We start from the raw sequence: 19,725 nt of genomic DNA, 5'->3' as shown, positions 1-19,725 counted from the left end.
GCCTTAGCTGCCTTTGCCCTCCAGCGCCGCAAGCCGCATGTAAAGGGTGGAGCGCGCGATTCCGAGGCGGCGGGCGGCACGGGAGAGATTGCCGCCACAGGCCTCCACCGCGGCGCGGATCGCCGCCTCCTCCACCGCCTTGAGGTCGCCAGCGCTCGAGGTCCGGGCGGGTTCTTCGCGCACTTCCGGCGGCAGGTCCGCCATTTCCACCGGGCCCTCGCCCCGCTTCATGGCCACCAACATGTCCACCATGTTGCGCAATTCGCGCACATTGCCGGGCCAGCCATAGGCCGCCAAGGCGGCGCGGGCCTCTGGGGTGAAGTGTGGGCGGGGCAGTCCGGCGCGGGCCGCCGCGAGGGCGCCGAAATGGTCCAGCAGGAGGAGGGCATCCCCCTCCCGCTCCCGCAGCGGGGGAATGCGCAGGCGGAGCGCGGCGATGCGATAGAACAGGTCCTTTCGGAACCGTCCGGCCGCCACTTCCCCGGTCAGGTCGCGATTGGTCATGGACACCAGGCGCAGGTCCACCCGGCGCCCCTGGTGGCCCCCCACCCGATAGACCACGCCATCCTCCAGGACCCGCAGCAGATAGGACTGCAGTTCCAGCGGCATCTCGCCGATTTCGTCCAGACACAGGAGGCCGCCATCGGCCGCTTCCACCTTGCCTTGCTTGCCCGCCGCATCGGCGCCGGTGAAGGCGCCCTTCTCATAACCGAACAATTCACTGGCGATGAGCTCGCGCGGAAGCCCGCCGCAATTGAGCGGCACGAAGGGGCCGCAGGGCAGGCGGGCGCCGTGGATGGCGCGGGCAAACACCTCCTTGCCCACGCCGGTCTCACCTTCCAGGAGAATGGGCAGGCCGCTCTCCGCCATCCGGCGGGCTTTCTCCCGCGCCTCCCGCATCACCGCGCTTTCGCCGATGATGGCGTCAAAGGCCACGGGCTCCGGCTCGCGCGAAGTATCCTTGGCGGCGGGACGCAGCCGGCGCGGGGCGTGAAGCACCAGGACGCCGCCAATCTCCTCGCCATCTTCCCGCACCACTTCCACGCTGGCGCCCGGCAGGAGCGTCGCCACACGCGCCGGCCAGTCCTCAGGGCGCGTGTCCCGCAGGGCCGCGAGGCGCCCGTCCTCAACGAACCGGTCGGAACGGCGAGCAACCTCTTTCAGGGCCCGGTCGGTGGAATAGATCAGCGTTCCCGAGCGGCCGAAGGCGATGATCTCCTCGGACAGCCACAACGCGCGCTTGGAAAGGAAGTGGCGGAGAACCTGCTCGTTTTCCATCTCCAGCCGGCGGCCCAACACGGCCTCGATCTGGTGCGCCAGCGCCACCGCATGGGCCAGATTCTGCGGATTGAAGGTGTCGGTGGAGCCTGAAATGTCCACCGCGCCAATGACGCCTCCCTCAAGGGGGTGGCGCACAGGCGCGGCGGCGCAGGTCCAGCGCTGCACCGGCGCGCAGAAGTGCTCGGTCGCGTGGATCTGGACAGGGCGACCGGAGGCCAGCGCCGTGCCGATGGCATTGGTGCCGATCTCCGCCTCGCACCACAGGCCGCCCCGCTGAAGCTTGACCTCATGTCCGGTATCCACGGCACGGGCGTCACCCTCCGTCTCCAGGATGGTGCCGGCGGGGTCGGTCAGGATCAGCATGGAACTGGCGTCGGCGAGCAGATTGCGCGCTTCTTCCATGGCTGGCCGGGCCGCGGCCAGCAGGCGCATGTTCTGGCGGCGTCGGCGAAACAGCTCCGCCTCGCTCAGCAGGGGGGCCGCCGAGCGGTCGGCGGCGATGGCGTGCTGCCGCGACCGCTGCCAGGAGGCGAGCACGGCGGGCCGCACGACGGGGGATGTGACGCCGTCCCGGTGGAAAGCCTCCCAGGCACGGGCGATCTCGCGATAAGGCACCAGCACTGCCCTCCGGGCCGGGCGGCGCGGCGTTCCCGCTGGCGCCGCCTTAGCCGTTGGCCTCGCCTTCGGCCCGCGCGCTGCGTGCCTCCGGCGATGGCGGTTCACTCCCACTGTGCCGCTTTCGGTGTGGCGAAGTCATCCCGCCATGGCGGCTTGGTGCTCAGGATAGACGCTTGGGCAGGTTTATCGCAAGGCCTCACTGCCATTCCGGTCAGTCGTCGTCCGGGGCGTTGGAGGCTCGGACAACAAGTGTCCGAAAACCGGACAATCAAGCGCTTTGTGATTACATATTGCATTGCGAAAATTCGTTGGAACAACACGATGTCGCAAGTTTTTCAGTGGTTGGCACGGGATCTGCTCTTTGAAGGTCGAGCCGGCGCACACAAGCACGACCGGCACAACAGGGAGGACCCGAGCGTGAATATACCCGTGGGAAACCTGCGCAACGTCCAGGTGCTCGGCATCGATGCCGGCGGCACCATGACGGACACCTTCTTCGTGGATGCAGATGGCGACTTCGTGGTCGGCAAGGCCCAGTCCACGCCCCAGAACGAGGCCCTCGGCCTCATCGCCTCGTCGGAAGACGGGCTCGCCAATTGGGGCATGTCGCTGCATGACGCGCTCGCCCAGCTGCAGACCGGTGTCTATTCCGGCACCGCCATGCTCAACCGCGTGGTCCAGCGCAAGGGTCTGAAATGCGGCCTCATCGTCAATCGCGGCATGGAGGACTTCCACCGCATGGGCCGGGCCATCCAGTGCTATCTGGGCTATGCCTATGAGGATCGGATCCACCTCAACACGCATCGCTTCGACCCCCCCCTGGTGCCCCGCCAGCTGACCCGTGGCGTCGTCGAGCGCACCGACATGATGGGCGTGGAGGTGATCCCGCTGCGCGAGGACAGCGCCCGTGCCGCGGCGCGCGAGCTGATCGCCTCCGGGGTGGAGGGCATCGTCATCTCGCTGCTCCACTCCTACAAGAATCCGAAGAATGAGCGCCGGGTGCGCGACATCGTGCTGGAAGAGGTGGAGAAGAGCGGTCGCAAGGTGCCTGTCTTTGCCTCCGCCGACTATTATCCGGTGCGCAAGGAAACCCACCGCACCAACACCACCATCCTGGAAGGCTATGCGGCCGAGCCGTCCCGCCAGACGCTGTCCAAGATCTCGGAAGCCTTCAAGGAGCGCGGCACCAAGTTCGACTTCCGCGTGATGGCGACCCATGGCGGCACCATTTCCTGGAAGGCCAAGGAACTGGCGCGCACCATCGTGTCCGGCCCCATCGGCGGTGTCATCGGGGCGAAGTATCTGGGCGAGGTGCTCGGCTACAAGAACATCGCCTGCTCGGACATCGGCGGCACTTCGTTCGACGTGGCCCTCATCACCCAGGGCGAGATGACCATCAAGAACGACCCGGACATGGCCCGGCTCGTCCTCTCCCTGCCGCTGGTGGCCATGGATTCCGTGGGCGCTGGCGCCGGCTCCTTCATCCGGCTTGATCCCTACACCAAGGCCATCAAGCTCGGCCCGGACAGTGCCGGCTACCGGGTGGGCGTGTGCTGGAAGGAAAGCGGCATCGAGACGGTGACCATTTCCGACTGCCATATGGTGCTCGGCTATCTCAACCCCGACAACTTCCTCGGCGGGGCGGTGAAGCTCGACCGGCAGCGCTCGGTGGATGCCATCAAGACCCAGATCGCCGATCCGCTTGGCCTTTCGGTGGAAGATGCGGCCGCGGGCGTCATCGAACTGCTCGACAGCGACCTGCGCGATTACTTGCGCTCCATGATCTCCGGCAAGGGCTATTCGCCGGCGAGCTTCGTCTGCTTCTCCTATGGTGGGGCAGGTCCCGTGCACACCTATGGCTATACGGAGGGCCTCGGCTTCGAGGACGTCATCGTGCCCGCCTGGGCGGCCGGCTTCTCGGCGTTTGGCTGCGCGGCGGCGGACTTCGAGTATCGCTACGACAAGTCCCTCGACATCAACATGCCCCCGGATGCCCCCGAAGCGGACAAGGTGAAGGCGGCGGAAACCCTTCAGGCGGCCTGGGAAGAGCTGACCCACAACGTGCTGGAGGAGTTCAAGCTCAACGGCTATGCGCCCGAGCAGGTGACGCTCCAGCCCGGCTACCGCATGCAGTATCGCGGTCAGCTAAACGACCTGGAGATCGAGAGCCCGCTGAAGCAGGCGGGCACGGCCGAGGACTGGGACCAGCTCACCGACGCCTTCAACGCCACCTATGGCCGCGTCTATGCCGCCTCGGCGCGCTCGCCGGAACTCGGCTACTCGGTCACGGGCGCCATCATGCGCGGCATGGTGCCGATCCCCAAGCCCAAGATTCCGAAGGAGGCCGAGGAAGGCGAGACGCCGCCGGAGGAGGCCAAGATCGGCACCCGCAAGTTCTACCGCAAGAAGAAGTGGGTGGATGCGCAGCTCTACCGGATGGAGTCCCTGCGCCCCGGCAATCGCGTGATGGGGCCGGCCATCATCGAATCCGACGCCACCACCTTCGTGGTGCCCGGCGGCTTCGAGACCTGGCTCGACGGCCACCGCCTGTTCCACCTGCGCGAGGTGTGAGCGGTCGTTCCCCCTCCCGGAGACGGGAGGGGTCCGCGGCCGCCGCCGACCCAGGCGGCGCGCCGGAATTGCCAAGCCAATAAATGCGAAGGAAACGACCCGATGAACGTCAACGTCAATAAGACCAGTCTTCAGGGTGCGACCCGCGGCATCGTGCGCGGCGGTGAGACGCTGAAGGAGCACCGCGACCGCCTGATGGCGGCCACCAAGGCCACCGGCCGCTATGCCGGCCTTGAGAAGCTGGAGCTGCGCGAGAAGGAGCCCATCCTCTACAACAAGCTGTTCTCGCGTCTGCGGGCCGGTGTGGTGGATGCCCGCGAGACGGCCAAGAAGATCGCGGCCTCGCCCATCGTCGAGCAGGAGGGCGAGCTGTGCTTCACCCTCTATAATGCGGCGGGCGACAGTCTCCTGACCTCCACCGGCATCATCATCCATGTGGGAACCATGGGTGCGGCCATCAAATACATGATCGAGAACAATTGGGAGGCCAATCCCGGTGTTCGCGACAAGGACATCTTCTGCAACAACGATTCTCTGATCGGGAACGTCCATCCCTGCGACATCCACACCATCGTCCCCATCTTCTGGGAAGGGGAACTGATCGGCTGGGTGGGCGGCGTCACCCACGTCATCGACACCGGCGCGGTGGGGCCGGGCTCCATGGCCACGGGCCAGGTGCAGCGCTTCGGCGACGGCTATTCCATCACCTGCCGCAAGGTGGGCGAGAATGACACGCTGTTCCGTGACTGGCTGCATGAGAGCCAGCGCATGGTGCGCACCACCCGCTACTGGATGCTGGACGAGCGCACCCGCATCGCCGGCTGCCACATGATCCGCAAGCTGGTGGAAGAGGTGGTCGCGGAGGAGGGCATCGAGGCCTATTGGAAGTTCGCCTATGAGGCGGTGGAGCATGGACGCCTCGGCCTCCAGGCCCGCATCAAGGCCATGACCATTCCCGGCACCTATCGCCAGGTGGGCTTCGTGGACGTGCCCTATGCCCATGAGGACGTGCGGGTGCCCTCGGACTTTGCCAAGCTCGACACCATCATGCACGCGCCCTGCGAGATGACCATCCGCAAGGACGGCACATGGCGGCTCGACTTTGAGGGCTCAAGCCGCTGGGGCTGGCACACCTACAACGCCCATCAGGTGAGCTTCACCTCCGGCATCTGGGTGATGATGACCCAGACCCTCATCCCCTCCGAAATGATCAATGACGGCGCCGCCTATGGCACCGAGTTCCGCCTGCCCAAGGGCACCTGGATGAACCCGGACGACCGGCGGGTGGCCTTCTCCTACAGCTGGCACTTCCTGGTGTCCGCCTGGACGGCCTTGTGGCGCGGCCTGTCGCGCTCCTATTTCGGGCGCGGCTATCTGGAGGAGGTGAATGCAGGCAATGCCAACACCTCCAACTGGCTCCAGGGTGGCGGCTTCAACCAGTATGACGAGATCCATGCGGTGAACTCGTTCGAGTGCGCCGCCAACGGCACCGGCGCCACCGCCGTGCAGGACGGTCTCTCCCATGCGGCCGCCATCTGGAATCCGGAAGGCGACATGGGCGACATGGAGATCTGGGAGCTGGCCGAGCCGCTGGTCTATCTCGGCCGCCAGATCAAGGCGTCCTCGGGCGGGTCGGGCAAGTATCGGGGCGGGTGCGGCTTCGAGAGCCTGCGCATGGTCTGGAACGCCAAGGACTGGACCATGTTCTTCATGGGTAATGGCCACATCTCCTCCGACTGGGGGCTGATGGGCGGCTATCCGGCGGCTTCGGGCTATCGCTTTGCGGCCCACAAGACCAACCTGAAGGCGCTCATCGCCGAAGGCGCGGAAATCCCGTTCGGTGGCGACACCGATCCGGAAAACCCCACCTGGGATGCCATGCTGCCGGCCGCCCAGATCAAGCGCGACAAGCAGGCGATCACCACGGAGGAGATGTTCTCCGACTATGATCTCTACCTGAACTACATGCGCGGTGGCCCCGGCTTCGGCGATCCGTTGGACCGCCTTCCCCAGTCGGTCGCCGATGACCTCAACGGCGGTTACATCCTCGAGCGCTTCGCCGCCCAGGTCTATGGTGTGGTGGTGACCAAGGGCGATGACGGCCTCTATACGGTGGACGGGACGGCCACCGACGCCCTGCGGGCGCAGATCCGCAAGGACCGGATCGCCAAGTCCGTTCCCACCAAGGAATGGATGAAGGGCGAGCGGGAGAAGATCCTCGCCAAGGACGCGGCCACCCAGGTGCGGCAGATGTTCGCCGCCTCCTTCCACTTGGGTCCGCGCTTCGAGCAGCAGTTCAAGGCCTTCTGGGACCTGCCCGAAAGCTGGTCGCTGCCCGAGAGCGAGATCGGCGTGCCGGCCTATGGCTCGCGCTACTCCATGGACATCTCCGAACTGCCGGACGTGAAGACCGTGCAGTTCGTGGAGGAGTGAGCGCCTGCCGCCAATCCGCCCCTTCCCGTCTCCGGGGAGGGGCGCTGAACAACCCAGACATCAGGAGGAAACCCCCATGGCCTATACCCGCACCAAGATCGCCGATCTCGTCGACGGCAAGATCGATCCCGATACCCTGCACCAGATGCTCTCCACGCCGAAGGACCCGGAACGCTTCGTCACCTATGTGGACATTCTTCAGGAGCGCATGCCCTGGGATGACAAGATCATCCTGCCGCTGGGTCCCAAGCTCTTCGTGGTTCAGCAGAAGGTGTCCAAGCGCTGGACCGTGCGCTGCGAATGCGGCCACGATTTCTGCGACTGGAAGGACAATTGGAAGTTGCACGCCCGCATCCATGTGCGCGACACGCCCCAGAAGATGGAGGAGATCTACCCCCGCCTGATGGCGCCGACGCCCAGCTGGCAAGTGGTGCGGGAGTATTTCTGCCCGGAATGCGGTACCTTGCATGATGTGGAGGCGCCCACCCCCTGGTATCCGGTGATCCATGACTTCGAGCCGGACATCGATGCCTTCTACACCGAGTGGCTCGGCCTGCCGGTGCCGGAACGGGCGAACGCCTGAGACCTTCTGAACCGCAGACGCCAACAAGATCGGGGCGCTCCGCCGCGCGGAGCGCCCCCTTCATGCCTGGAAGAGGCGGTGGAAGCTGGGGGCGCCGATCTCGCTGCCCGTGAGGCTCTATGCCTCGTCCCACGCCATGGGGGCGAGCCGGGCGCCGGACTTGGTGGATTGCTTCACCTCATACATGGCGCGGTCGGCGATCCGGATGAGTTCCGCCGTGTCCCGGCTATGGTCGGGATAGACGGCGACGCCGATGGACGCACTGACCTGCACCGTGTTGGTCTGGCCTTCGCTGGAGACCGCATAGGGCTTGGCGAGATGGTGCACGAGCTCATGTGCCTTCGCCGCCGCCACCTCCCGCCCCGGCACGGGGGCGATGATGACCGCAAACTCGTCGCCGCTGAGGCGGGCGGTGATGTCCTCCTGGCGCACCGTCGCGCGCAGCCGCTGCGCGATGGCGGTGAGGACCAGGTCCCCCGCCGCATGGCCATGCCGGTCGTTGACCGCCTTGAAGCCGTCAATGTCGATATAGAGCAGCGCGAACTGCCCGCCGTGGCGGTCGGCGAAGGCGGCTTCCCGCCCCAGATGCTCCAGGAACAAGATGCGATTGCCGAGGCCGGTCAGCGCGTCATGGGTGGCCATGTGCCGGATCTGCTTCTCGATCCGCTTGCGCTCGTCGATCTCAGCTTCCAACTGGCGGTTCCGGCGCTCCAATTCTTCCAAGGCTGCCGTCAGGCGCAGTTTGCTGGTGTGGAGGTCCAAGAATACCGTCACCTTGGAAAGGAGAACGGCGTCGTTGATGGGCTTGGCGATGTAGTCCACGGCCCCGAATGTATAGCCCTTAAGTCGATTGAGGTCATCGATATAGGCGGCCGTAACAAAGATCACCGGGATGGTGCAGGTTCTGGGGTCGTCCGCCAGATGCTTTGCCACCTCGAACCCGTCCATGTCGGGCATGTGCGCGTCGAGCAGGATGAGGGCGAAGTCATGGTCGAGGCACAGGGCCAGCGCCTCATTGCCCGAACTGGCCTCGAACAGTTCGGCATTGACGCTGGCGAGCAGGCGCTGCATCGCCTTCAAGTTGGCTGCGATGTCGTCGACGATCAGGATCTTCGGCCTGTCGGTGCCATCGGAAAGGGCGGAGTGCAGCAGTGTCATCTCTCAAATAAGCCGTTCAAATAAGCCGCCAGATCCACCACCGGTGCGCATAGATCTGCCCCCGCCCGATCTAACGCCATGCGTGGCATGGTCTCTACACCTGCTTCGGCGGGGTCCTGGATCAAAGCTCTTCCGCCGTTCTGCCGGATCAGGCGCAGGCCTTCGGCCCCGTCCCCGTTTGCCCCGCTCAGAACGATGCCCACCAGACCCTGTCTATAGACCCTTGCTGCGCTCGCGAACAATACATCAATGCAAGGTCGTGAGAAGCGGACGCGGGGGTCGACCGACAGGGCCAGGCGGGCGGGGCTTTCGACCAGCAGGTGGTAATCGTCCGGTGCGACATAGGCGTGACCCGGCTCAAGGGGCGAACGCTCGGCGGCCACATGGACAGGAAGGGCGGAATGAAGGGCAAGTCCCTGCGCCAGAAGCGCCCCGCCGCCCCGTCCCACATGACTGACAATCATCACCGGCGCGGGCAGGTGGGGCGAAAGGTGCGCCAGCAAATGGTGGAGCGCCGGAGGCCCGCCTGCCGAGCTGCCGATCACCACAGCCTGCATCAGCCCTCCATCGCGCGTCTGAGCTTGTAGAGCTGCACATCCCCGTCCAGACGCTGGAACGGGGCTGCCGCTGCCAGCAGCAGGTTCTCCTTCTGACCCACGCACAGGAAACCGCCTCGGACCAGGGTTTGCGCGAACAGGCCCAAGGCCCGCGCCTGCAGGCGGTCGTTGAAATAGATCATGACGTTACGGCACAAGATGAGATGGGCTTCGCAGAACACCCCGTCGGTGGCGAGGTTGTGTTCGGCAAAGGTCACGTTCTCGGTGAGGCTGCTGTCCAGCTTCGCCAGGTCATAGCGGGCGTGATAGTGCACCGATAGGCTTTCGCTGCCCCCGCTTTGCAGGTAGCGGCGGCTGGCCTCCCGCATCTCGGCGGCGGGATAGATGCCTTCGGCAGCGGTGGTGAGGGAGGACTTCGAGATGTCGGTGGCAAAGATCCGGCATCGGGAATAAAGCCCGGCTTCCTTCAGCAGGATGGCGAGGGAATAGACTTCCTCCCCCCGGGCGCAGCCCGCCTGCCAGATGGTGATCTGCGGATAGGAGGCGAGCACCGGAAACACTTGGGTGCGCAGGGCATGAAACGTCTCGGGGTCGCGGAAGAATTCCGACACCGGCACCGACAGCGCGCCGATAACCTCACCGATACGGTCGGGCGCATGCAGCACCCGGGCTGTGAGATCGGTGATGCTGTCGGCCTTGAAGCGGCCCACCAGATTGTGGATGCGGCGGCACAGCGAAGCCCGGCCATAATCCCGGAAATCATAGCCATAGCGCCGCAGCAGCGCCTCGATGAACAGGTCCACCTCAAGGGTTTCGAGGTCGTTCGTTTCGCCTTCCGTCCTCATGTGTGCGGCAGCCATGCCCGGATCATGGAGATGAGACGAGGCACGTCAATGGGTTTGGCCATATAGTCGTTGGCACCAGCAGCCAGGCACTTTTCCCGGTCGTCTTTCATGGCCTTGGCGGTGAGCGCGATGATCGGCAGGCGGGCCCACGCCCCGCCCTTTGCGCGGATTTTGGCCATGGCTTCATAGCCGTCCATGACCGGCATCATGATGTCCATGAGGACCATTTCCACGTCCGAATGGGCCTCAAGCTGTGCCAGGGCCTTTGCCCCATCCTGGGCGAGCGTGACGGTCATGCCCTTGCCGCGCAGCACTTTGGCGAGCGCGTAAATATTGCGCATGTCGTCATCGACAACAAGAACGTGCCGCCCGGCCAGATCGCCGTCGGGACGGTCCGGCACCGTCCCCGTCTCGCCGCGGACGGAATGCAGGAAAAGGCTGACCTCGTCCAGAAGACGCTCCGGCGACAGCGCGCCCTTGATGACGATGCTGTCGGTATAACTGCGCAGCTTCAGGCTTTCCTCGCTGGTCACCTCGCGTCCGGAATAGATGACCACGGGCAGATGGCGCGACCTTGCTGCCAGATGCTCCAGCACGTCGAAGCCCGACATTCCGGGCAGACCGAGGTCGAGCACCAGGCAGTCGAACTCCGTCTCGTCCATGCGGGCGATGGCCTCCTCGCCGGAGCCGGTGGCGATCACCTCCACCCCTTCCCGCGACAGCAGCTTGTGAACGGCGCGCCGCGCCGCCTCGTCATCATCCACCACGAGGACCCGCCGCTGGCGTCCGGGGGCGAAATGGGCGAGGGCGGAGAGCGCCTCCACCAATTGCTCGGAGCGCACAGGCTTGGTCAGGAAGCCGATGGCGCCCATCTGCCGACCCCGGGGCGCCTCCTCCAGGGCGGAAACGATGTGCACGGGAATGTGGCGGGTCGCCGGATCCTGCTTCAGCTTCTCAATGACTGTCCAGCCATCCATGCCGGGCAGCATGATGTCGAGCAGAATGCCAGTGGGATTGTGGGCGCGGGCGAGGGCGAGGCCGGTTTCACCGTCGCCGGCGGCCAGGGCCTGGTAGCCGCTGCGGCGCACGATATTGACCAGGGTCCGGGCGAAGACTTGGTCGTCCTCCACCACGAGGATGCGGGGCTTGCCGTCCTCCAGACGGTCGCGATCATCCTCAACCGTGACCACGGCGCGCGGGGTGAAGCGAGGAGCGGGTGCGGGATCGTGAGAAATGGGCTTTGCCACGGAAGGCTTGGCACCCTCGCCACCCGCGAAGGCGAGGGGCAGGCGCAGCCGGAAGGTTGCGCCTGCATCCAAGACTGATTGCACCGTCAAGCTGCCGCCGAGCAGTTGGGCCAGAGAGCGGGAGATGGCCAGGCCGAGGCCTGTGCCGCCATATTGCCGCCGGCTGCTCGCGTCCACCTGCTCGAACGCCTCGAAGATGGCGTCCAGCTTGTCGGCCGGAATGCCGATGCCGGTATCGGTGACCTCGATCACGAGGCCGCGCCCCTCGTCCTCGGTGGCGAAAGTGACCTGGACGCCGCCTTGGTGTGTGAACTTGAAGGCATTGCCGAGGAGATTGTTGGTGATCTGCTCCAGCTTGCCTTCGTCGCAGATGAAGGTGGCTGGCAGATCGGCGGCGCAGTTCACGGAAAAATCGAGCCCCTTGTCCTGCGCCACATGTCGGAAATTGCGCTCCATGCGCTGGGTGAAGGCCGCCACCGATACCGGCTCGCGCAGCACGTCCATCTTGCCGGCCTCGACCTTGGACAGATCGAGGATCTCATTGATGAGGCGCAGCAGATTGGAGCCGCTGGAGTGGATGATGCTGGCCGATTCCACCTGCTCGGCATCCAGATTGCCGGAGCGGTTCTCCGCCAGATCCTGGGACAGGATGAGCATGCTGTTCAGCGGCGTGCGCAATTCATGGGACATGTTGGCCAGGAATTGGGACTTGTATTGATTGGCCCGCTCCAGGTCCGCCGCCTTGGCTTCGGTCTCCTGTTGCAGCGACAGCAGCCGGTCCTTCTGCTCGCTGACGGCTTCCGAATGCCGGCGCAGGTCGGCATTGGTCTTCTGCAGTTCTTCAGCCTGCACGCGCAGCTCTTCTTCTGAGGCAATCAGGCGTTGTGATTGCTGCTGGAGCTGGTCGTTGGTGGTGCGCAATTCCTCCTGCTGGACCCGCAACTCCTCCTCGGCCACCTGAAGCTCCTGGGCCTGCCGCTGGCTCTGTTCCAGAAGTTCGGCCGTGCGCAGAACGCGCAGCAGGTTGTCGAGGGACAGGCCGATCACGTCGGCGGCATCGTCCACCAGACGCTGGCGCATGCCGTCGAAAGGCTCGAAGCTGGCCAGTTCAAGGACGCCCAACAGGCGGCCCTTGGCCTGGATGGGCACCACCATGACGCAGCGCGGGCTTGCCTCTCCGGTGCCGGAATGAATGCGGATATAGTCCTCGGGCACGGGGCTGAGGAGGATCGGCTTGCGCTCCAGCCCGCACTGGCCCACGAGGCCCTCGCCCAGCCTGTAGGTGCTGGTCATATGGCGCCGCTCGCGAAAGCCGTAGCTCCCGGCGAGGGCCAGTTCCTCTTTGTCCTCGTCGAAGGCGAAGAAGACTCCCACGCCGGCATTCAGGCGGGGCGCAAGATCCTTGAGCAGCGTATCGGCAAATGTGCGCAGGTCCGCGCATTGCTGGATCTTTGCTGAGACGTCCCCCACGCCGGACTTCACCCAGTCGTTCTGAAAGGTGGCAATGGACATGGCCTTGAAGACTTCCAGGGCCTTGCCAATGGTGCCGACCTCGTCGCGCCGTCCCTGGTAGGGGATTTCGATGGAATGGTCATGCCGGGCGAGGCGCTCCATCAGCTCCGCCAGATGGCGCAAGGGGCGCGCGATGGACCGGGCCGCCATCAGGAACACACCGGCGCCCGCTGCGATCACAAGCAACAGTGCCGTGAGGTTGACATAGCCAAGGAGGGTCTCGCGCTCCTGGAGCAGGTCGCGGGTCTCGTCGAGCTTGGCGCTGGCCGCCTTGATGACAGCGTCGAGGCCGGAGACGATCATCCGGCTGCCCCCCTCCTGGGCTTCGGCGGCCAGGAAGTCGACCATTTTGCCGTCGCGTTCGGCCGGGGTGACGGTGCCCGCGCGTAGGTTTCGCGCCAGCTGAACCATGGGCAGCCCGCTGGAGCGGGCCCACTGGTCGTTCAGCACCATGGCACTCTGGATCAGCGCGCGCAGCTTGGGGGCATCGTCCACCAGTTCGGAGAGGGTGCGGAACTCGCTCGTCACTCCGCTGTTGGCGGCATCATAGGTCGCCTCGGATGCGTCATTGCCGCCAAAGACGAGGCGGATCAGCGCGATCTGCCGCCGGGCGAGCGACCGGGCGGTGACATTGCTCTGGTTGATGATCTGCGCCAGTTCGTCCGCCTCCCGCTGCGCCTGGGTGGCGTTGCGGACGGCGTAGGTATTCACGGCGAGGACCGCCATCATCATCGCGATGAGGGCGGCGATCACGGTCACGAGCTTCCAGTGAACGGGAAGATGGGCGAGCATGAAGCCATCGGACCGTGTCTTGCTCATTGCCGCTCTCCGTCCCATCCCCTTGTGCGGTCCCCGAGGGAAAAGGGGCCGCCGCCATCGCGCCGGGGCAGGCCCCGCGCAGTGCCTCGTCATGCTATGTGTCAGGAAAGGGTTGAGGAACCGTCAGCAGTCGCTTCTCCTCTCTGTGGGCGGCATGCCGTCCGCGCGCAGCGCTACACCGCGCGCCGCAGGCACGATAATCTGCCTTATCGGGTGCTCCGGCGTCATGCCGGATCGGACGGGAAGGGGGCGTGGCGTGGCCGGCAACATGCGTTTGACGGTGCCGCTCAATGCGCTGCGCGCGTTCGAGGCCGCGGCGCGGCATTTGTCCATCAAGGAGGCGGCCGCCGAGATCGGGGTGACGCCGTCGGCGGTCAGCCACCAGTTGCGTATCCTGGAGGACATGCTCGGGGTCGACCTGATGCGGCGCTCGGGGCCACGGCTTGAGCTGACGGAGGCGGGGCGGGCGCTGGCCCCAGATCTGACCGCCGGCTTCACGCTCATCATCTCCGCGGTGGGCACCCTGACGGCGGGACGGCGGGTGGGACCCTTGCGGCTGTCCATCCTGCCCACTTTCGCCGCCCATTGGCTGTCACCGCGCCTGGCGGCCTATCCGTTCGCGCGACCAGGGTTCGAGCTTGCCATCACCACGTCGCAGGCGGTTGTGGATCTCAGCGCCGGGGCGGCCGATGCGGCTGTCCGCCATGGCGCGGGGGCATGGCCGGGCCTCATGGGCGATCTCTTGTTCCAGGAGACCGTCGGCCTCCTCGGGCGCCCGCAGATGGGCGGGGGGAGCGAGGCGGATCTGCGCGGGGTCATCGCCCGGTCCAACCTGTTCCTGTCAGAACATCGCCGGCACCATTTCGACCGCTGGAACGCCAGCCTGCCGGGCGGGCCGGTGGTGCCCGGCGCCATCACGCTGGTGGATTCCGTCGGCCTCGGCCTGCAAGCGGCCATAGACGGTGCGGGAGTGACGCTGGCGGGCACGGAAATCGTCGCGTGCGACCTTGCCGCCGGGCGCCTGACCTTGCTGTTCCCGCACCGTATTCCCGCCGATGCCGGCTATTACCTAGTCTATCCCGAGGCCCTGGCACGGGATCGGCGCGTGCGCAACCTGCGCAGCTGGCTGCTGGCGCAGGTGGATCCGGCCGCGGACCCCTGTGCCTGCCATTGACGGGCTGCCCGTTCTTGCCCTCCAGCTTTCCGCGCCTGCTGCCCGTGCGCCTTGAGAAACCCTCACGGGTTGGGGAGAGATGCTCATTCGACACGCCCTGTCCGCTGCGGGAGGCTCGGCACCGATCCAATGACGGTGGACGGCATGCGCGTAATGGAAGGACGTGGCGAGCGGGGTTCGGCAGCGGGGCAGCCATTCCGCATCCGCACGGCGGATCGGGTGGACATCGGCGGCTTTATCTGGCGGCATCCGGCGGGGCGCAATGACCGCCCGGTGGTGGTCATTGCGACGGCCACCAGCGTGCGGTGCCGCTATTACAGCCGCTTCGCCGATTACCTGCATGCCAATGGCCTGAATGTGGTGACCTTCGATTACCGTGGCATCGGGGAATCCCGTCCGGCGTCCCTGCGCGGCCTGAAGGGGGATTGGGTGGATTGGGGCGAACATGACCTGGAGGGGGTCCTCCAGCATGTGCTGCGCATGTTCCCGGACCAGCCGGTTGACATGGTTGCCCATTCCATCGGCGGCTTCGCCATCGGCGCGGCACCTGCGGCGCGGCATCTCCGGCGCATCTTCACGGTGGGAGCGCAATATGCCCACTGGCGCGATTATGGCGCGGACCAGCGCCTGCGCATGCTGCTGAAATGGCACGTGGTGATGCCGGCCCTGACGGGCCTGTTCGGCTATTTCCCGGCCAAGCGCCTGGGCTGGATGGAAGATACGCCCGCGGGCGTGGTGCGCGATTGGAGCCGCATGACGGCCCGCTTCGAGGACACGGTTCGGCGAGGGGCATTCATTGCCGGCGAGCGGGAAGGGGACCTGATCCGCCGGCGCTTCGCCGAGGTCCGGGCGCCCATCCTGGCGGTGGGGCTGGAGGACGACCCGCACGGCACCGCGCCGGCGCTGGATCGCCTTCTCGACTATTTCACCGCCAGTTGCCGCCTGCATCTGCGCATCGACCCGGTGGAGATCGGGCACGAGGCGATCGGCCACTTTGCCTTTTTCCATGATCGCTTCAAGACGACGCTATGGCCAACCGCGCTGCACTGGCTGCGGACCGGCACCGTGCTGCCGGATGGGCCCGGCCGCGTCACGCGCCAGTCTCCCCCCTGCCGGCCGCACGCCCTTGCCCCGCCTTGAGAGCGGGAGGGCGCGTCGGGTGCCCCCTCACACGGGCTGCCACGGCTCCATCCGCAGCAGGGTGCCGCCCAACTGCGCAAAGGCACGCTGGCGGCAGGTGAAGACGATCACCTGCTGGCTGCCGGCTTGGTCGTGCAAGGCGTCGAACATCCGCTCGATCCGCGCATCATCCGAATAGACCAAGGCATCGTCCAGGATGACCGGCACAGCCTCTCCGGTGCGGGACAGGAGACGGGCAAAGGCCAGGCGCGTCAGGATGGCCAATTGCTCCCGCATCCCGCCGCTCAGGCCGCTGACGTCCTCGTCGAGGCCTTCCCGCCGCATGGTGCGGGGCAGCAGCGTGTCTGCGTCGAAGGTGACGGTGGCGTCCTCGAACAGAAGTCCCAGCAATGGCCGCAATTCCCGCAGAAGGGGTGCGAAATAATGATCCCGCGCCGTTGTGCGTGCGTCCTCAAGGGCGCTGCGCAGGCGCGTCAGGATGGCCACCTCACGGGCGAATGCGGCGACCTTCTTCTCCGCCGCGTCGAGCTGTTCGCGGGTTTCCTCCAGCGCCTCCTCCACCGCACTTTCCGCGCGGGTCTGGATGCGCCCATCAAGGGCCGCGGCCTGTTCCCGGGCCTCGGCGATCTCCTCGCGGGCGGCTTGGGCGACCGAGCGCAGGCGCTTGAACCGCGCTTCCAGTGCGCCAACGTCGGGCGCGTCCCGGGACAGGTCAGATATCCGCGCGGTGATGGTCTCAAGCGCCTGTTCGGCGGCGGCGGCCTCGGCCGCGAGCCGGGTTTCCCGTCCGCTGCGCTCGCCCTCCGGGCCGAGGCTTTCCGCGAGGCTTTCGAGGCTTGAGGCAAGGCTCGCGGCCCGGCGCTCCGTCTCCACCACCGCCTCGCCGGCCACGTCCTGCCGGGCCTGCAACGCCCGCACGTCTTCGCGGCCCTTGCGGATCTCCGCCTCCAGGATCAGCAGGCGGGCCCGGACACGCTCAGGATCGTCCATCACTTCCGAACCGCCCTGGGCCTTCGCCTCCCACTGCGCAATCTGCTCGCGCAGCGCGGCAAAGCCGTTGGGGGCGAGCATGGCGAGCCGTTGACGGGCCAGCTTCACCTCGCCTTCAAGGGCGCGGCATCGCGCCTCCCGCAGCCGCGCGGCCGCGAGGTCCGCCACACCCAGCTCCGCCAGCAGTGCGCGTTGTCGGGCTTGTGCCTTGCGGGTTTCCTCGGCTTCATCCGCCCGGGTTGGGAAGGACAAGGTCAGGTGGCCCACGCCATCGATCTCAAGGCGGGCGGTGTCCGCCAGGGCCCGTTCCTCGTGCTGGCCGAGGGGCGCGCCGTCGATCCGCACGCTGCCGCTGGCATCGGCCAGATAATCCATCCGCAGAAGAGGCGCCCTGGCGGCTGCGGACGCGCGCAGGGCGGCCAGCTGGGCTTCCACCTTTTCCAGCTCGGCGAGCTTGCTGGCGGGAATGGCCTGGCTCTTCTGTGCCGCCTCCGCGCTTTCCAGCTCCGCCCGGGCCGCCTCCGCCTGTCGCAGGGCGCCATGGGCGCTCGCCAAGGCCTGCCGGGCCGCGTGCGCGGCGAGTGCCCGCTCCAGAGTGGCGAGGAGGTCCCGCTGCGCCCTTTCCTGGCTCTCGGCCGCCGCCAGGCTTGCCGTCGCTCGCCGCACGTTTTCAACAGCCTGCCTCTGACGTTCGCGCGCCTGATCGCGCAGTGCGATGGCCTGGGCGGCCTCGCGGCTTACCTGGGCGTGGCGGGCGAGCGTCTCGCGGAAGCGTGTGAGAGCGCCCAGCGCTCCCTGGCTGCGGCTCTGGGCCGAAGCCGCCTCCGTACGTGCCGCCTTGAGCGCCTCCGCTTGGGCTTGGGCGGCGGCGAGGGCAGCTGCCGCCTGCGCCACTGCCTCTTCCCTTTCACGTACCAGGTCCGGGCTGTCGATCTCGGCGAGCCGGGCGCGCAGCGCGCGGCGGCGATCGAGCGCGTGGCGCAGGTCCGCCACTTCGCTCATTTGATGCCGCGCCAACTCGGCCAGCCGGTCGCGGGTCTTCAGGGCGGCATCATAGGGACCGTTGGCCTTGGGCTTTCCCGTGGCGGGGGTGACGAGCCGCCCGAGCTCGGCCTCGCACGCGGCGAGGGCCTGGGTCATGCGGCGGCCGCCGGTGAGCGCCTCCACTTCCCCCTGTACCAGGCCGAGCACGGTCTCTCGCGCCCGCTTCTCGGCCTCGTCCTCCGACTTGACGCGCCGCTCCATGCCGGTGAGCCCCTGGCGGACCCAGAGGAGACCGGCCGGGCCGGCGGCGCCGTCGCTGATGAGGCTGGTGATGAAGCGTTCCGCCTCGTCCGCCTGGGCAAGGATCCGGCCGCTGGCCTGCTCGCGCACTTGGGCGCGCTTGCCGGCGAAGAACTGCTTGGTCAGCCGGAAGGCGCCGGCGCTGGTGACGATGTCCGCCTCCACCAGGGGGCCGCCGCCGCTATAAGGCCGCAGCGCCTGGACCGCGCCTGCGGTGCTGGTATGGGCCTGGAAGAAGAGGGCATGAAGCGCATCGAAGCAGGTGGACTTGCCTTGCTCATTGGCCGCGCACAGCACATTGACGCCCTCGCCGATGCCCTCGATGCGGACGCCGGCACCGGCAAAGCGGCGGACATTGTGCAGACGCAGGGCGGTCAGCTTCATGAGGGCAGGGCCGCGCAATAGGAGAAGAGGCGCATGAGGGCTTCCCGCGCCACCTCACGCTCGGCGGTTGGACGATCGGGGTCCCGGCTCTCGCCGAGCAGGGCATCCGCTGCCTGCCGCAATGCCCCGGATCGGTCGATCAGCTCCAGATCTGTGGTGTCGCAGGTGATGGCGAGCCCTTGGGCGTCCAGCTCCAGCAGGGCAAATTCCGGCGCCGCCGCCGTGATCGCGCCCTCCAGGACGCCGCGCGCCTCCGGGCGGGCATGGCCGGTGGCCGCGATGCGCAGCAAGGTCTGCCGGCGCGCGGGGCCTGCCGGCAGGAGCGCGGCGAGGGTGTGGGCCAGGTCCTCGTCCGGCAGGGCTTCGAGCGAGGCGGTGCGCCAGGTGAAGAGGCCGGTCTCCACCGGCTCCACTAGGGGCGGAGCGCCGGCGCCCGTCAGGGTGACGCGCAAGGCGCGACCGGGCGCGTCATGCTTGAAGCGATCGGGTTCCGGCGTGCCGGCATACCAGGTCCGCGTGCCAAGGCTGATCTGTCCGTGCCAATCCCCCAGGGCGAGATAGTCGAGGCCCGCCCGCGCCGCGCGATCGGGGGCGATCACATCGTCGGCGTTTCCATCCTCGGAAAAGGTCTGCACCGGCCCGTGGGCAAGGCCGATGCGCGCCACCCCTTGCTCCGTTGCGGCCTCATTCATCCAGGCGGTGAGGTCGCGCCCTGGCCGCCTGGCGATGCAGGGGGCGGGGAGCACCACGGCATCGGGGCCGAGGGACAGGGGCGTGGCCGTGAGCGCGAGCGTGACATTGTCGGGCCGGGCCCGGGCCGCGCTCGCCCACAGCTCCTCGGCGACGAGCGAATCATGATTGCCCGGGAGGATGAGCCAGCGCAGGTCTGCGTGATGGGCCATGGCCGCCAGCGCCTGGCGGAGCACGGCCGGGCTCGGCGTCTCGGTGTCGAACACGTCACCCGCGAGCAGGATGACAGGCGCTCCCCCCTCGCGGGCGCATGCCGCCAGCCGGTCGAGCACGGAGTGGCGGGCCTCCCGGAGCCGTCCGCGCACCTCCTCCGGCATGGAGCCGTAGGGCTTTCCCAGATGCAGGTCGGCGCTGTGCAGAAATCGGATCATGTCCGCTC

General features: G+C 67.0%; 12 protein-coding genes. 5 read left to right on the top strand and 7 right to left on the bottom strand.

Going from position 1 to position 19,725, the window contains the following annotated elements; all coding sequences use genetic code 11:
• Positions 1-3 precede the first annotated feature (3 nt).
• Complete coding sequence (locus tag ACT54L_RS20100) at positions 4-1,902, bottom strand: sigma-54-dependent Fis family transcriptional regulator (RefSeq protein ID WP_476087411.1); 1,899 nt, start codon at positions 1,900-1,902, stop codon at positions 4-6.
• 414 nt (positions 1,903-2,316) lie between these two features.
• On the opposite strand from ACT54L_RS20100, the gene ACT54L_RS20095 reads away from it, so the two are divergent.
• The 3 genes from ACT54L_RS20095 to ACT54L_RS20085 all read left to right on the top strand — a co-directional run bounded on the left by ACT54L_RS20095 (position 2,317) and on the right by ACT54L_RS20085 (position 7,486).
• The gene (locus ACT54L_RS20095; RefSeq protein WP_476087410.1) at positions 2,317-4,470 is read left to right on the top strand and encodes a hydantoinase/oxoprolinase family protein; all 2,154 of its coding nucleotides are present in this window, start codon (positions 2,317-2,319) and stop codon (positions 4,468-4,470) included.
• Positions 4,471-4,572: 102 nt separating this feature from the next.
• The gene (locus ACT54L_RS20090) at positions 4,573-6,903 is read left to right on the top strand and encodes a hydantoinase B/oxoprolinase family protein (protein ID WP_476087409.1); all 2,331 of its coding nucleotides are present in this window, start codon (positions 4,573-4,575) and stop codon (positions 6,901-6,903) included.
• A 76-nt stretch (positions 6,904-6,979) separates the two neighbouring features.
• Positions 6,980-7,486: an acetone carboxylase subunit gamma gene (locus ACT54L_RS20085; RefSeq protein WP_476087408.1), complete on the top strand. Its 507-nt coding sequence runs from the start codon at positions 6,980-6,982 to the stop codon at positions 7,484-7,486.
• A gap of 117 nt (positions 7,487-7,603) precedes the next feature.
• Here the strand turns inward: ACT54L_RS20085 and ACT54L_RS20080 are convergent, their stop codons facing one another.
• The 4 genes from ACT54L_RS20080 to ACT54L_RS20065 are packed head-to-tail and all read right to left on the bottom strand — an operon-like array spanning position 7,604 to position 13,624.
• Positions 7,604-8,644 (bottom strand): diguanylate cyclase domain-containing protein, encoded by a 1,041-nt coding sequence (locus ACT54L_RS20080; protein ID WP_476087407.1) that lies wholly within the window; start codon positions 8,642-8,644, stop codon positions 7,604-7,606.
• Positions 8,641-9,201 carry a chemotaxis protein CheB gene (locus tag ACT54L_RS20075; RefSeq protein WP_476087406.1) on the bottom strand — a complete coding sequence of 187 codons (561 nt, stop codon included), beginning with the start codon at positions 9,199-9,201 and terminating at the stop codon, positions 8,641-8,643. Before ACT54L_RS20075 ends, ACT54L_RS20080 begins: the two co-directional genes overlap by 4 nt.
• Positions 9,201-10,061 (bottom strand): CheR family methyltransferase, encoded by an 861-nt coding sequence (locus tag ACT54L_RS20070; protein WP_476087405.1) that lies wholly within the window; start codon positions 10,059-10,061, stop codon positions 9,201-9,203. The genes ACT54L_RS20075 and ACT54L_RS20070 overlap by 1 nt, the downstream gene beginning before the upstream one ends.
• Entirely contained in the window at positions 10,043-13,624 is a 3,582-nt protein-coding gene (locus ACT54L_RS20065) for a response regulator (RefSeq protein WP_476087404.1), read from the bottom strand. Before ACT54L_RS20065 ends, ACT54L_RS20070 begins: the two co-directional genes overlap by 19 nt.
• 268 nt (positions 13,625-13,892) lie before the next feature.
• Here ACT54L_RS20065 and ACT54L_RS20060 point away from each other — a divergent pair, with 268 nt between their 5' ends.
• Both ACT54L_RS20060 and ACT54L_RS20055 read left to right on the top strand, forming a co-directional pair.
• Positions 13,893-14,798: a LysR substrate-binding domain-containing protein gene (locus tag ACT54L_RS20060; RefSeq protein ID WP_476087403.1), complete on the top strand. Its 906-nt coding sequence runs from the start codon at positions 13,893-13,895 to the stop codon at positions 14,796-14,798.
• A gap of 144 nt (positions 14,799-14,942) precedes the next feature.
• Positions 14,943-15,938 (top strand): alpha/beta hydrolase family protein, encoded by a 996-nt coding sequence (locus tag ACT54L_RS20055; RefSeq protein WP_476087402.1) that lies wholly within the window; start codon positions 14,943-14,945, stop codon positions 15,936-15,938.
• A gap of 27 nt (positions 15,939-15,965) precedes the next feature.
• Here ACT54L_RS20055 and ACT54L_RS20050 read toward each other — a convergent pair whose 3' ends face one another.
• Positions 15,966-18,596, bottom strand: a complete 2,631-nt coding sequence (locus tag ACT54L_RS20050; protein ID WP_476087401.1) for an AAA family ATPase — start codon at positions 18,594-18,596, stop codon at positions 15,966-15,968.
• Positions 18,593-19,717: a metallophosphoesterase family protein gene (locus tag ACT54L_RS20045; RefSeq protein WP_476087400.1), complete on the bottom strand. Its 1,125-nt coding sequence runs from the start codon at positions 19,715-19,717 to the stop codon at positions 18,593-18,595. Before ACT54L_RS20045 ends, ACT54L_RS20050 begins: the two co-directional genes overlap by 4 nt.
• Positions 19,718-19,725 lie beyond the last annotated feature (8 nt).

It is taken from the genome of Aquabacter sp. DMC10 (assembly GCF_056314145.1).
Note: the sequence above shows the minus strand (reverse complement) of the source record. Positions and strands in the feature narration are given on the sequence as shown.